Below are 14468 nucleotides of genomic sequence, written 5' to 3' on the forward strand. Positions count from 1 at the left end.
CCTATCGCTATCTATTTAAAAGATGAAGACATCCCCTGATGCGTAAGAAGTTATTGCGGTTTGCGCCTGGCGGCATGCCATGGAATCGCGATTCTCTCGATTAGCTGAATGAGATAATAGAGCGCGATGCCAAGCACGGCGGCGATCACAATGCAGGACCAGGCGATAGGCATATTGCCCAGCTTGATCTGATCGGATAGCAGAAAGCCAAGCCCTCTGGAGGAGATAAAAAACTCGCCAACTATCGCTCCTATAATGCCGGTTGCCATGTTAATCTTAAGTGCCGTAAAAATAGCCGGCAGGGCAAGTCTGAGCCTCAGCTTGAAAAAGATTGTTAACCTTCCTGCCGCGTAAGCATGCATCAGCTCCAGATAGGCGGGCTCAACGGAGCGCAGTCCCTTATAGGCGCTAACCCCCATCGTAGCCATCGTCATGATCGCGACAATCGCCATCTTGGAGGCGACACCGTCGCCAAACCAGTTGTTCATAACAGGCGCGAGCGCAACGATTGGGACGGCGTTTAAAGCAGCTACTAAAGTGATGGCTCCTTTGCCTGCTTGCGGAATAAAGGATGCCGCAATAGCAACGAGAAGGCCAATAGCCGAGCCAATCAGGCAGCCCCCGATCATTTCCGTGCCGGTATAGAGGGAGTAGTTCCAGAGAAGATCGCCATTGGAATGAATGGCTCTGACGATTGCCGATGGAATCGGCAATTGATAAAGCTCCAGGCGGAACAGCTTATGGAACCCTTTAAGCTGCCAGATGATCAGAAAGAGGAGGCCGAATCCGATAGGCAGCCATATCGTGCTTCGGGATTGTTTTCGTAAGGAATTTGGAGTTGAGCTATTAATCCTGGCGTTCAGTCCAGCTGATTGGTCTGCAGCTACTCTTGGTTGCGGGGTCGGCGCAGGGGACTGCTCCGTATTAACGGCGGTCATCATTCTTCCCCTCCCCCTTGCTGACGGAATTCCGGCTGCCACGGAGTCAGTAACCGTTCCGCCAGCGTGACCAGCAGAAACCAGATCAAACCGATGGCAACGCTGATTAGGATAGTGGACCAGAACATATACACTTGCGAGCTGCCGTAGTAGAGAGAGCTGAGCATTAATACGCCGATGCCGTTTGGCGCTCCCATCAGCTCAACGATGATAGAAGCGGTAATCGCGAGAGGGGCGGACAGCTTAAGTCCGGCAAAAAGTCCGGGAAGCGATGCCATCAGCCGCAGCTTGGTGTACGTCGTCCATCCGGAGGCTGCGTACGAGCGCATCAGCTCCTCCTGCTCAGGCTTGATGCTCTGAAGGCCGCGCAGCATATGGATGGCTACCGGAAAAAAGGTTACATATCCCGCCATCAGCACCCTCGACATCGCAGGATCATGGATAATGCCGTACAGGATTGGGGCAAGCCCAATGATCGGAACCATCTGCGAAGCAATCATATACGGAGATAAGGTTAGCTCGATGGTTCTGGACAAGCTCATGATAATAGCAAGAGCAGCCCCTACCGCCGTCCCAATCAGGAATCCCATTATCGAGTTCCCGAAGGTGATCGCGCCTTGCTCGGCTATCGTGGACCAATGCTTGATAAGGGCTTGAAGGACAAGATGAAGATACGGGAGCTTGGAGGCCGGTGCCAGTACATGTGCAATATCGGCTATGTACCAAGCCGCTGCTTCCCATAGCACCAGAGCTCCCGCCACCCATATGGCGAGAATACCGCCTTGGCCGCTTTTTCTAAGCCATCCGCTTATCAAGAGGATCACGCTCCTTGTAAAGGCAAGCTCTCACCCTGGCCGTCATCTCATGGAAACGTCCGGAATTACGGATAAACTCGTAGCTGCCCTCTTCCCGTTCGATGTCCAGAATCGTATGGACTCGCCCGGGATGCGCTGACATGACGATAACCCGATCGGACAGGAATACCGCTTCCGGAATGCTGTGAGTAACAAATACGATCGTTTTGTTGGTCTGCTTCTGGATGTCGAGCAGGTCAAGCTGAAGCTTCTCTTTCGTAAACTCATCCAAAGCGGAGAAAGGTTCATCCATCAGCAGAATCGGCGGATCAAGCGCCAATGCTCTGGCAATGGCCACTCGTTGCTGCATGCCGCCGCTTAGCTGCCAAGGATAGTGATCCTTGAATTTTGCTAAGCCAACCATGTCGATCAGACGGCTTGATATGGCTGAATATTCAGACTTTTTAAGGCCAAGCACTTCCATCGGCAGCTCGATATTATCCTTCACCGTGCGCCATTCGAATAAGGTAGGGCTTTGAAAAACAATCCCGAACTTTCTCTTCAATCGGACTTCACGGGGCTCCTCTTCGCCGATCGTAATCCGTCCGCTTGTCGGCTGCAGCAGATCAGCGATTAGCCGGAGTAATGTAGATTTGCCGCAGCCCGAAGGCCCTAGCAGGGAGACGAATTCGCTCCGATGGATATCAAAGCTGACCTGCGAGAGCGCCGTCACCTCTCTGCCCTTCCGTCCGAATACCATCGACACATCGTCGATCCGTATTTCTATTTCCTTCTGACTCTCTTGTGACAACCCCTCAACCCCCTCGCTCATGATGAAGATTGTTTATGTCATCCTTTTACGCGCCACTTGTGTTGTTATGTAATATTATATAACACGAAATTTGGATTACATTATACAAACTGTTTTACAAAATAGCATGAACGTTTGACGTTATGTATAGAGGCGGCTGGTTGGCGGTTAGTCGATGTAAGGGTCGGGTTAGTGTTGGCGCTACGTTGCACATTGTGCAGGATAAGGGACGTAAAACGCTCTCCCTCGGGGAATACATTGCACAGATTGCAGTAAATCGGGCCTCAATGGTCCGTTCCGCTGCTCATTCACCGCAATATCCTGCATAACGTGCAACGTAAAACAAGTTACTGGACTTTAGAGCCTCATTATACTGCATTTCGTACAGGGTGGCGGGCTGGGAAAAGGTTGGTTGGCATGGGCTCGATATGGTCTCGATTGCACTCTGGGGACAGGAGCGGTTACACAATTTGTTTCAGGCGTGAACGCACCATTCTGGGCTTGATAGACTAGTTTCAGCCTTTCAATTAAACATACAGACCTGCAAAAAAAATAGAGGCTGTCCCAAAGGGACAACCTCTATCCTGCAACCTTCTATTTCGTAGAGCGATCAACCGCCGAAATCGTAAACGTGAAGCTCAGGTCCTGATCCGCCGGGATTTGGTATTCCGGATGAACCGGAGCGCCCCAGCTGTCGTCGCCGCCTACGCCCATTTGGCGGCCGGCAACCGTTACAACCGTGTAATGCGGCTGCGGCAGCTCGTACCAATGAGCGGCATTTTCAAGCTCGAACGCCGTCCAAGGCGAAACGTTGCATTCCACCGGCGCCGATGCTGCAGCATTCAGCTGCAGGCCAAAGCCTTGGCTGTCGGTGATGCGCACTTGGCGTACGCCGGTACGGTTGCCCGTCTCTTGCGGTACCAGATACGGAGTTGGCAGGTCCTTCACCGCACGGCTGAATGTACCGAGACGCGCGCCAAAAGCACGGTCGATATAATTCTCTTCCGGCCCCATGGCATACCACTCGGTCTGATCATAGTCCGCAGACAGCTTGAACGTCAGGCCAACAATCGGCACATTCGGAAGCCCGGCCGCACCATTGTAATCGGTCTTCACCTCAATGCTTCCGTCAGCAAATACCGTATAAGTCGTGCGTACGCGCAGGTCGGCGCTAATGCTGAAGCCGTATTCGAACGCAACCGTTGCGCGGTCGCCCGACGCGGCAACGTCCAGCTCAACCTTCAGGCATTTGCGCGCCAAGCTTGCCGCATACCACAGACCGGCATCATAGCCATGCGCGTAACCTTTATCGTTATCCGTCTGCGCACGCCAGAACTGCGGCACCGGCGGTGCTGCGATAAACTCGCGGCTGCCGTAACGGATGGAAGCCAGCGAGCCAACGCCTTTGGAGAACTGGATCGTGAAGCCATCGCCCATCACGCCGATGTTCACGTCGCCTTCTACAACGCGAATCGAGCCTGTTGGTACGGCTTTCTCGGCAGCAACCTCGAATACGTACTCGCCAAAGGCTACTTCATGACCGGCTTTTGCCCACAGCTCATCCTGCTTGAGCACAAGCGCGGCATGAACCGCATACTCGCCGGCAATCTTTGTTACTTCCGCTGGCAACGAAAGCGGCACAACGTCTTCGCTTCCCGGTTCAACGGACGTTTCACCGTTCCAGCCGAATACTTCCACGCCATCGCGGTATACGCGGACCGTCAAATCCCACTCGCTTGTATTCACGAACAGGTTCTCGTTAATCACTTTAACGCCCGTACGCGAAGGAACCAGCTTTACGTTCTGGTACAGGAACTTCACTTCCTGCATTTTCGGCGTTACCTTGCGGTCTGCGAATACGATGCCGTTGCCGCAGAAGCTGTAGTCCGTCGGACGATCGTTAAAGTCGCCGCCGTAAGCGAAGAACTCTTTGCCATAACGGTCCTTGGTCATAATGGATTGATCCATGTAGTCCCAAATGAAGCCGCCTTGGTACATTGGGTACTTTTGCTCAAGCTCCGTGTATTTATGCATGCCGCCAACCGAGTTGCCCATTGCATGCATGTATTCGCAGCTGATGTACGGCTTGGACGGATTGGACTCCAGATATTCGATAATGTCCGCAGGCTTGGCGTACATCCGGCTTTCCATATCGCTTGTCGCGTCGTATTTCCGGTTGTGGAATACGCCTTCGTAATGGACAAGACGGCTTGGATCCTTCGCATGGAAGTACTTCGTTGCGTTGAGAATAACTTCGCCCGCATACGATTCGTTACCGCAAGACCAGATTAGAATCGAAGGATGGTTCTTGTCGCGCTCGAGCATCGACTCGGCACGATCCAGCACGGAGCCTTGCCATTCCGGCAGATTGCCCGGCACGTTCCAGGACGGCTCGACTGCGCCCATCTTCTGCCACGAGCCGTGGGATTCAAGATTCATCTCATCGATCAGATAAATGCCGTATTCGTCGCACAGCTCGTACCACAACGTCTGGTTCGGATAATGCGAGGTACGAACGGCGTTCATGTTATTCGCTTTGATCGTGGTAATATCCCAGATCATGTCTTCAGCCGTAATGGCGCGGCCGCGGCGTACGTTGAATTCATGGCGGTTAACGCCTTTGAATACGATACGTTTGCCGTTGATGTGCATCACTTTATCGATCATTTCGAAGCGGCGGAAGCCGGCTTTTTGCACAATGGCTTCAACCAGCTGACCCTGTGCATTCAAGACGGACAAGCATACGCTGTACAAATACGGAGATTCCGCGCTCCACAGCTTTACTTCGCCCGCATCAACCGTTACCGACAGCTTGCCGTCCGCAAAAGCACCCTCGCCCGCAGCTGCAACAACGCCTTCTGCATCCTTCAGCTCAAGCTTCACCGAAGCACCGGCATTGCCGGCTTGCTCCAATAATTCCAGATCCACCTTCAGCGTACCTTGCTTGTAGCTGTCGTCGAGGTCCGCATGGATACACATATCTCTAACATGGATCTCCGGAACCGTATACAGATATACGTCGCGGAAAATACCCGAGAAACGCCAGAAGTCCTGATCCTCGAGCCAAGCGCCCGAGCTGCGTTGGTACACTTCCACCGCAAGCTTATTGTCGCCTTCCTTGATAAACGGAGTCAGATCAAACTCCGAAGGCGTAAAGCTGTCTTCCGCATAGCCGACAAACTCGCCGTTCAGCCATACATAGAAGGCCGATTCGACGCCTTGGAACGAAATATAGACAGGTCCGTTCATGGATTCCGGCTTGCGGAAATGCTTCACGTAGCTTCCCACCGGATTGCTGACTACCGGGATAGCCGGAGGACGAACAGCGTCCAGACCGTCCCAAGGGTACATCGTATTTACATATTGCAGCTGACCGTAGCCTTGCATCTGGATATGCCCCGGCACTTGAATATCATCCCAGCCGCTGCAATCAAAATCTTGTTTATAGAAGTTTTCGATTCGGCTGGCCGCATTTACGGCGTAGCTGAATTTCCAACCGCCGTTCAAATCCTGGCGCATCGCCATTGGCGCTTTGCCCTCCGCTTCCTCCATCGAACGGTAATACCGATGATCGGAGTGCGCGTCCAGACGGTTTACGCGGTAAACTGTCGGATCGCTGAGCCAATTGATGTCTGCCCTTGTTGCTTTCATTTTTAAAAAATCCTCCCTAAAATGAATTATCACCACAATAGCCCGTTATACGGGTTATCGTGATGATTCATACTTCGAAAGCGTTCGCCTAATGAATTATCACCACAATAGCCCGTTATACGGGCTATCGTGATGATTCATTACTTGCGAGCCTATTTGACCGATCCTGTCATTCCCGCTACGAAATGCTTCTGCATCAGGAAGAAGACAATGGCTGTTGGCAGCGTCGCAATCAGAATAACAAGCATATTCACGCCGTAATCCGGCGAGTAGCTGGAGCCCAGGTTCGAGATCAGGAGCGGAATCGTCCGTTTCTCCGGGGATTGCAGCACAACGAGCGGCCACAAATAGTTATTCCAGCTGGACATAAACGTAATGATGGCAGCCGCCGCATAAGTCGTTTTCATGGTTGGAACGTAAATGCGGAAGAAAACGCCAAGTTCGTTTAATCCATCTATTCGACCTGCTTCAAGCATTTCCTTCGGGAACATCTTCGTACTTTGACGGAAAAAGAAAATTAAGAACGCGGTCGTTACCGTTGGCAGCACGACAGCCGTCATCGTATTGATCCCGATTGCCGGGATATTCTGCGTAATCGTACCAAACATACGGTACAGCGGAACCATCAAAGCAGCAAACGGAATCATCATCGAGAGCAGAAGGATGTTAAAAACAACGTCCTTCGCTTTGCTGCGGAAAATTTCAAAGCCGTAACCGGCCAGAGAAGCAATAAGAAGGGCCAGGATCGTTGTCGAGATCGAGATTTTTGCCGAGTTAAGCATGGCTTGCCCAAGATCGACCTGATCCAAAATTTTGTGCCAGTTCGCACCCAGACTTGAGCCGGGCAGCAAAGTCCCCTTCGTTACGTCAACCGATTTGTTCGTTGCGCTTATGATCATCCATATGAATGGGAAGATCGATACAATGGCCGCAATGCTCAGGAATACATAGGTGAAAATCCGTTTAGCCATTTTTATCACCTGCCAGTTTAAACTGAAGAATCGAGAAGATTACAATAAGAATAACAACGCCGTACGAGACGGTCGCGGCATACCCGAAGTCAGGCGTATATTTGAACGAAAGGTTGTAAATATACTGCGACAGCGTCATGGTCGAGTTGCCAGGTCCGCCCTTCGTAATGTTCATAACTTCATCGAACAGCTGCAGGGTACCAATCGTTGATGTGATCGATGTGAACAAAATGATCGGCTTAAGCAGCGGTACCGTAATCTGGCTGAATTGACGGAAGGCCGAAGCACCGTCAATCCGTGCCGCTTCATAAATCGAGTTATCGATATTTTGCAGGGCAGACAGATAGAAAATCATGTTATATCCGGTCCAACGCCATGTGATGGCGATAATAATCGTAATTTTAGCCCAGAACGGGTCAGTGATCCATTGAATGGGAGCGCTGATCAAATGAAGATTAGTCAGCAAAGAGTTAATCAAGCCGTCATTACCGAACAGGTATTTGAAAATAACGGAATAAGCAACAAGCGATGTTACTGCCGGCAGGAAGATCGCCGTACGGAAAAATCCTTTAAGCTTCAGCTTGCTATCATTAAGCAATACCGAGATAAACATGGCAAGTACGATCATGATCGGTACTTGGATAATCAAGAATATAAACGTGTTTTTCAGTGCGGTAATAAAAGTCTGGTCTTTAAACAGCCTTGCATAGTTGTCTCCACCAACATAATGCAGGTTCGTGCCGGTTCCGGTCTGGAACGATAACATCAGTGCCTTAATCATCGGGTAGAAATAAAAGGCGCAAATCATAATGACCGCTATCGCTATAAACGACCAGCCGATCGCATTCGTTTTCGCCTTAATATTCATTGCTTTTGCTTTACTCACAGCGGCAGCCAGCTCCTTCCTATCTTGAGCATTCATAATAAAGACCTTGGAGCATGCCCCGCGGGGCACGCCTTAAGAGATGGCGGCGGAACGCGGAGGACCATGTTCCAAGGTCAATTTCTCTCTTTATTTTACAGACGAGTCTGCTTGTGCTTGCGCGTCCTTCAATACATCGTCAATCTTCTTGCCGTTCAGGTAGTTCTGCATTTCCACAACCAGAATGTCCTCGATTGCGTAAGTGTGCATACCGTAGTTCACGCTTGGAATTTCGTTCGTCCATTTCGCGAAGTCCTGTACGATTTTTTGACCGCCGAAGAAGTCGTTAGCAGCTGTGTAAGCTTCGCCGGTTGTAGCCGGTTTGTAAGTACCGATTGCGCCAACGTCAGTAACGAGTTTTTGGTAAAGGTCAACGTTCGAGCCAAGAGTTGCTTTCAGGAATTCAGCTGCCTGCTCTTTGCCTGGAACGTTCAGAACGTACCACGAGCTGCCGCCAAGGTTAGTTGCGTGTACGGAGTTAGGCGTTTTCGCAAGCTTAGGCATTGGAGCAATCGCCCATTTGCCGGACTGCGAAGCTTCCGCCGTGATGGAAGGCGTGAACCAGTTGCCCGTTGGTACCGATGCAGCGTCACCGTTGTTGTAGTTCGCGACGAATTGGCTCCAGTCGGAGTGGATTTTCACGATGTTGGCATCCATCATTTTTTTGTATACTTCGAACGCTTCTTTCATTGCTTCGTTGTTCGCAATGTTAGGCGTTTTGCCGTCTTCGTTCAGGTACCACGAACCAGCGGATTGAATCATCATGCGGATGATACCGAGATCGTTCGGATCAAGGGAGATCCAGTCCTTGCCTGTTGCTTCTTTCACTTTTTTACCGATATCGATGTACTGGTCCCAAGTAATGTCTTGAAGATCATTAATGGTGTAGCCGGCTTTCTCGAGGTAATCCGTTCTTACATAAAGACCAGCAACGCCGGAGTCAAACGGAACGCCGTAGTATTTGCCGTCAACGCTTGTAGGTCCAAGCTTGTAATCAGCAAAGTCTTTAGGGTTGATCACGCTGCTCAGGTCGTAGAACATGTCCGGGTAAGCTTGCAGGAAGCTTTGCGCGCGGTAGTCCTCGATAAGTACAATGTTAGGCAGACCTTTCGTCGTGCCGGAGCTCATGCCCGTATTCAGCTTTTGAACGATATCGTTCTGAGCGTTTTCTACAATATCAACGGTCAAATCCTTGTTCGTTGCCGCATAAGCGTCTTTCGCAAGGTTCATCGCTTTGATGTTAAAGTTAGGATCCCATGCCCAAACCGTAATTTTGCTTGCAGCTTTGCCGCCGTTTTCCGCACCCGTATTCGCAGTGTTTTTGTTGTTGTCCGAGTTGGACGAACAAGCCGACAATGCAACCGCGCTAAGAGCAAGTACAGTGACTAATTTCTTCACTTTCAAGACCTCCGCATCTGTATATGTGTTGTAAGCGTTTTCCGGCTTACGAATCCATGATAGCATTCCCATCATGGCGCTCGTTAGAACGATCTTTACAACGAATTGTCATTTTATTATGAGTTGCTTGAAAGTGGTCTATTCGCACTAGGACAATCTTTAGAAATTTGGATCATTATTGGATTTGAGCAGCGGAATGCGAATTTTTACCCGGGTCCCTTCCCCGATCTGGCTAGTTATGGTAACTCCGTATTCCTCGCCGAACAACAATTTGATCCGGTCATTTACATTGCGCACGCCAATTCCGCTGAACAGCTGGCGTCTGTTCTCCTGGCTCGGGATTCCTCCGTTAATATTCATGCCGTCGCCGTTGTCCACCACTTCGCAGACCAGGGCGGAGCCTTCCTGCGCAACCATAATGTAGATATAGCCTTCGGATTTATCATTAAAAGCATGAAAAAAGGCGTTCTCGATAAAGGGCTGAATCATCAGCTTCGGAACCCGGTAATCCAGGCAATCCGGACCGATAAAGTAACTGACGCGGATCCGCTCGCCGTAACGAACCTGATTGATAAAGACATAATTTTTCATATTGTCGAGCTCTTGCTGTACCGTAATCATCTCGCTGACGTTGCCGATGGCATTCTGCAGAAGCGAGATAAGAGCATTAATCGTCTCAGCCGCTTTTTCCTTGTTGCCTTGCTGGACCATAAACTTCACCGAAGCGAGCGTATTATATAGAAAATGTGGATTGATCTGCTGCTGCAGCGCTTCCAGCTCCGCATTGCGCTGCTGCTTCTGCGTCTCCACCAGCTTGTCTACGTATTCATTCAGCTCGTCGATCATGGCATTAAAGGCAAGGCCAAGCTGACGCGTCTCATAGCTGCCGTCCACCTTCACGTGGCGGTCGAATTCGTACTTCGAGATGGTTGAAATCTGCTTCACGAGCCGGGTCAGCGATTTGGTCAGCCGTCTTGAAATGAGGAACACAATAATAACCGCAGCGGCCACAATCGCCATAACGATAAGCGTGATCTGCCTCGTATCCGTCAATTGTCCCAGGACCTGCTTCTTATCAATAACGTTCACCATGTAGAGGTCTAGTCCGGCAATATACTCCGATAAAAGAAGATGGTCTTTCCCCATAATGTCGGCATTCTTGTAATCCAGGTTCTTCTCGTCGATCTCTTTCGCATACTGAAGAAGATCCGGCGAACGCTGCCCGATCCAGTCATTGCGGTTGGAGGATACAATCGTTCCCCGGCTATCGATGACCGCCACATCATTTCCTAGACTTGTATTGCTGTCATAAAACCGGGCGAAATAAGGCTCGCGAACGGCAAAATAAACCATTCCATAGACGGTTCCGCTGCGATCGACCAAAGCCTTGGAGGCTACAATCGTAGGCTCGATGCCCGGCGTACCGGAGGTTTCGGCGTCGTCATAGGAATACATCAGCCTGCGAGGCTCCGCAAGCGAACGCTTCGTAATGGGATGGTTCGCAAGAGCATCGTCCGGTACCGGCCAATAGGAACGGTCCGTCGAATAACGACGGCCGTTCACCCCTGTTACCGTAATGCCTACCTCATAAGCGTCCACGCTGGATTTAATCTTGTTCATCTGCTGCCCCATCTGAAAATAACTGCCCACCATGACGTTCGATTCGCCGCTGCCTTCGGTCAGAAACTGCTTGATCGTACCGCTCTGCGAGATTTTGTTCGCCGTCAGCACAATGGAATAATTAAACGAATCCATACCGTTTCGGATCTGCGTGATAATTTTAGAATTGGTAATACTGAAGGTCTCCATAAACACGCGGCTGGATACGTTCATCGTTGTCCAGGTCGCCGTAATCGATACGGCCACAATGCTCACGACCATAATGATGAACATTTTCACGAAGAGGCCGTTATATTTGAATCGGTCGAGTATTTTACTCAAAGCTATCACTCACTCATCTCAGGTTTTGTTGCCGGTAGCGGCTTGGCGACAGTCCGGTATGCTTCTTGAACACCTTGCAGAAATAGCTGTGATCCGAATAGCCCACCATCCCGCTGATCTCCGAAATCGAAGCTTCCCCTGCCCGCAGCAGCTCCGATGCTTTCTCCAGTCTCACCCTATGCAAATAATCGACAAAGCCCTCATTATGATGGGTAGAGAAATAGCTCGACAGATACGACGGGTTAAAATGAAAATGCTTCGCCATCTCCGTCAAATTAAGCGATTCGGCATAATGCTCGTGAATATAATCAAGCAGCCGCTTCATGTTGGCATTGCCGGACTGCTCGGCTTTCTCGGCAATGCACAGCTTCGCTTCCCCGATAAACGCCGTCAGCAGCTCTGCCGCCGCATTGGCGTTCCGCGACTCTTCAATAGCTTTGAAGTAGTAATATTTCTTCGTCTCCAGCTGCTGCGTGCTGTAGTTCATATTGCCTAGCAGCACGGTAATGTTAAAAATAACATTGCTCAGAAACGACTTGAACTCAAAAACATCCGTCGTATAGTTTGTTTTGAACACTTCGAGATGATCCAGCAAATAATCAAATGCCGTATCAAAACGCTCGCGCTTGAAAGATTCCGTAAAGCTGTTCAAGTTAAACGGCTCTGCCGCCTGCCCGGCTTCCGGGAACTCATGGAACAATAACAGATGCTTGTCCGGGAAATAAAAGGCGTAATCCATCATTTTCAGCAGACTAGCCTTATAGGACTGCTCCAGCTCGGTAATCGCCGAGAAAGGCTCGCTTACCACAACCGCCACATCCAGCTTCAGCTGATTGATCAAGCTCGCCATCGTTCTTCCCCAATAAGGAAGCAGGCTTAGCATCGTATAATCCAGATTAAGGAGCAGCAGAATCATAGGCGCTTCGGCTTTTAGCACGTGGTAGACCAGCTGGTCGGCATGGACTGCCTGTTTATCCAGCTCGCCTTCCATCGTTTGCCGGATAGCATTCACCTGCTCCTTCGTTACATTCATTCCTCGGAAGTCCACGCCCAGAAGGCAGAAGGCGCTATGCGGAAAATGGTCGCCTAGCTCCGCTTCAACCTGCATGGCATCCATCTCGTAACCGGATAACAGCTTCTCCAGCACCGTGTCGATGGTTGGACCTTGATTCGCGGATGGCTCTTCCCCTTGCAGGGACGGAATTTTATCGGCAACGGCTTTCAGCACGTTCAGCATGTGACGGGTGTCGAGCTTGGGCTTTAATATATAGTCGCGTACGCCGCTTTGAAAGGTGGAGCGTACGTAATCGAAATCTCCGAAGCTGCTAAGGACAATAACTTCAATATCAGGGTATTTGACCTTGATCTGCCGGGTCAGCTCTTCGCCGTCCATAATCGGCATGACAAGATCCGTCAGCACGATATGAGGCTGCAGCTCCGCGATCATCTCAAGCGCTTCTTTCCCGTTTGAAGCCTCGCCCACGATCTGAAAACCTTCCTGCTCCCAGTTCATATAATGCTTGATCCCTTGCCGGATCAAAGCTTCGTCATCCACGATCAGCAGTCTGCAGTAGTTTGACATGGTGCTCCTCCTCAAAAGAATTGCCGCATGCTTTTTGTGGCAATTCTTACTTCGTAAGCATGGTTCTGCACTTACATATGTAAAGTACATTATAACCGATAAAGCGAGCCCATTTCTCACCTTTCTGAATGGGCTGTCCTTGTTACATTTTGGCGGATTATTTGGAAGTTTGCTAGAATCGGGCAACTTTTGCTTCACATATCCGGGGAGGACTTGAATATATTGAATAACAAACCCAAAAAAACTGTGCAAGGAGGTGCTCCGAAATGGGTTCAGCAGAAGATAGACTGTTTGTTGTATCTCAGGAGGATTGGTCGCTGCATCGTAAAGGCTACCAGGATCAAGCCAGGCACCAGCAGAAGGTCCGGGATGCCATTAAGCAAAATTTGCCCGACCTCGTGTCTGAAGAAAGCATTGTCATGTCTGACGGCAAGCAAGTAATCAAAGTGCCGATTCGGAGCCTTGACGAATTCCGATTTGTGTATAACTACAATAAAAATAAACATGTAGGTCAAGGAGACGGCGACAGCCAGGTCGGCGACGTGTTAGGCGTCGATCCGCAAGCGGCCAAAGGTCCCGGCAAGGGCGAAGGCGCTGGCGATCAGCCCGGCGAGGATGTTATCGAAGCGGAGATCAGCTTGGCTGAGCTGGAGAGCATGCTGTTCGAGGAATTAGAGCTGCCATTCCTTCGCCAGAAGGATAAGGATCAGCTCGAGACGAAGGAAATCCGGTTCAACGATATCCGGAAAAAAGGCATCATGTCGAACATCGACAAGAAGCGGACGATTATGGAAAACCTGCGGCGCAACGCTACCTCCGGCACGCCGGGCATTCACGGCATCTCGCCGGATGATCTTCGCTACAAGACCTGGGAAGAGATTGTGCGTCCGCAATCCAATGCGGTTATCCTAGCCATGATGGATACATCGGGCTCCATGGGCTCCTTCGAGAAATACGTAGCCCGTTCGTTCTTCTTCTGGATGACCCGCTTCCTGCGGCATCAATACGAGAAAGTCGAAATCGTATTCATAGCCCATCACACCGAAGCGAAGGAAGTGACCGAAGAAGAGTTCTTCACCCGCGGCGAAAGCGGCGGTACGATCTGCTCGTCAGCCTATATCAAGGCGCTCGAGATTATCGACAGCCGGTTCTCGCCAAACATGTACAACATTTATCCGTTCCACTTCTCCGACGGCGACAACCTGACCAGCGACAACGAGCGCTGCGTCAAGCTGATCGGCGAGCTGCTCAAGCGCTCCAACCTGTTCGGCTACGGCGAAGTGAACCAGTACAACCGTTCGAGTACGCTAATGTCCGCGTATAAGCATATTAATATGCAGCATTTCATGTACTACGTCATTCGCGAGAAAGGCGAAGTGTATAACGCCCTGAAGTCCTTCTTCCGCAAGCGGGAAGGCGTTGTAGGGTAAAAGGAAACCGGTCGTCCTGGGGACGGCCGG

The 14468-nt window shown here is 50.5% G+C and carries 10 protein-coding genes; 1 reads left to right on the forward strand and 9 read right to left on the reverse strand.

Annotated elements, in window-relative coordinates:
- Positions 1-50: 50 nt before the first annotated feature.
- The 9 genes from ACR9FF_RS22995 to ACR9FF_RS23035 form a co-directional block, all read right to left on the reverse strand.
- Positions 51-941, reverse strand: coding sequence for an ABC transporter permease (locus ACR9FF_RS22995; RefSeq protein WP_435165200.1), 891 nt, complete (start codon positions 939-941; stop codon positions 51-53).
- On the reverse strand, positions 938-1753 hold the full coding sequence (locus ACR9FF_RS23000; protein ID WP_435165203.1) for an ABC transporter permease: 816 nt from the start codon (positions 1751-1753) through the stop codon (positions 938-940). Before ACR9FF_RS23000 ends, ACR9FF_RS22995 begins: the two co-directional genes overlap by 4 nt.
- On the reverse strand, positions 1734-2543 hold the full coding sequence (locus ACR9FF_RS23005) for an ABC transporter ATP-binding protein (RefSeq protein ID WP_248759019.1): 810 nt from the start codon (positions 2541-2543) through the stop codon (positions 1734-1736). The genes ACR9FF_RS23000 and ACR9FF_RS23005 overlap by 20 nt, the downstream gene beginning before the upstream one ends.
- Positions 2544-3137: 594 nt before the next feature.
- Positions 3138-6194, reverse strand: coding sequence for a glycoside hydrolase family 2 TIM barrel-domain containing protein (locus ACR9FF_RS23010; protein ID WP_435165206.1), 3057 nt, complete (start codon positions 6192-6194; stop codon positions 3138-3140).
- 152 nt (positions 6195-6346) lie between these two features.
- Complete coding sequence (locus ACR9FF_RS23015) at positions 6347-7165, reverse strand: carbohydrate ABC transporter permease (protein WP_201008643.1); 819 nt, start codon at positions 7163-7165, stop codon at positions 6347-6349.
- Positions 7158-8033, reverse strand: a complete 876-nt coding sequence (locus tag ACR9FF_RS23020) for a carbohydrate ABC transporter permease (protein WP_127493186.1) — start codon at positions 8031-8033, stop codon at positions 7158-7160. The genes ACR9FF_RS23015 and ACR9FF_RS23020 overlap by 8 nt, the downstream gene beginning before the upstream one ends.
- A 144-nt stretch (positions 8034-8177) precedes the next feature.
- Positions 8178-9485, reverse strand: a complete 1308-nt coding sequence (locus ACR9FF_RS23025; RefSeq protein WP_317980817.1) for an ABC transporter substrate-binding protein — start codon at positions 9483-9485, stop codon at positions 8178-8180.
- A 159-nt stretch (positions 9486-9644) separates the two neighbouring features.
- Positions 9645-11426, reverse strand: coding sequence for a sensor histidine kinase (locus ACR9FF_RS23030; protein ID WP_435165210.1), 1782 nt, complete (start codon positions 11424-11426; stop codon positions 9645-9647).
- 13 nt (positions 11427-11439) lie between these two features.
- Positions 11440-13008 carry a response regulator transcription factor gene (locus tag ACR9FF_RS23035; protein ID WP_435165213.1) on the reverse strand — a complete coding sequence of 523 codons (1569 nt, stop codon included), beginning with the start codon at positions 13006-13008 and terminating at the stop codon, positions 11440-11442.
- A 266-nt stretch (positions 13009-13274) separates the two neighbouring features.
- On the opposite strand from ACR9FF_RS23035, the gene yhbH reads away from it, so the two are divergent.
- The gene (yhbH, locus tag ACR9FF_RS23040) at positions 13275-14438 is read left to right on the forward strand and encodes a sporulation protein YhbH (RefSeq protein ID WP_435165216.1); all 1164 of its coding nucleotides are present in this window, start codon (positions 13275-13277) and stop codon (positions 14436-14438) included.
- Positions 14439-14468 lie beyond the last annotated feature (30 nt).

Origin of the sequence: Paenibacillus glycanilyticus (genome assembly GCF_051200795.1) — a bacterium.
In the GTDB taxonomy this organism is placed as follows: Bacteria; Bacillota; Bacilli; order Paenibacillales; family Paenibacillaceae; genus Pristimantibacillus; species Pristimantibacillus glycanilyticus.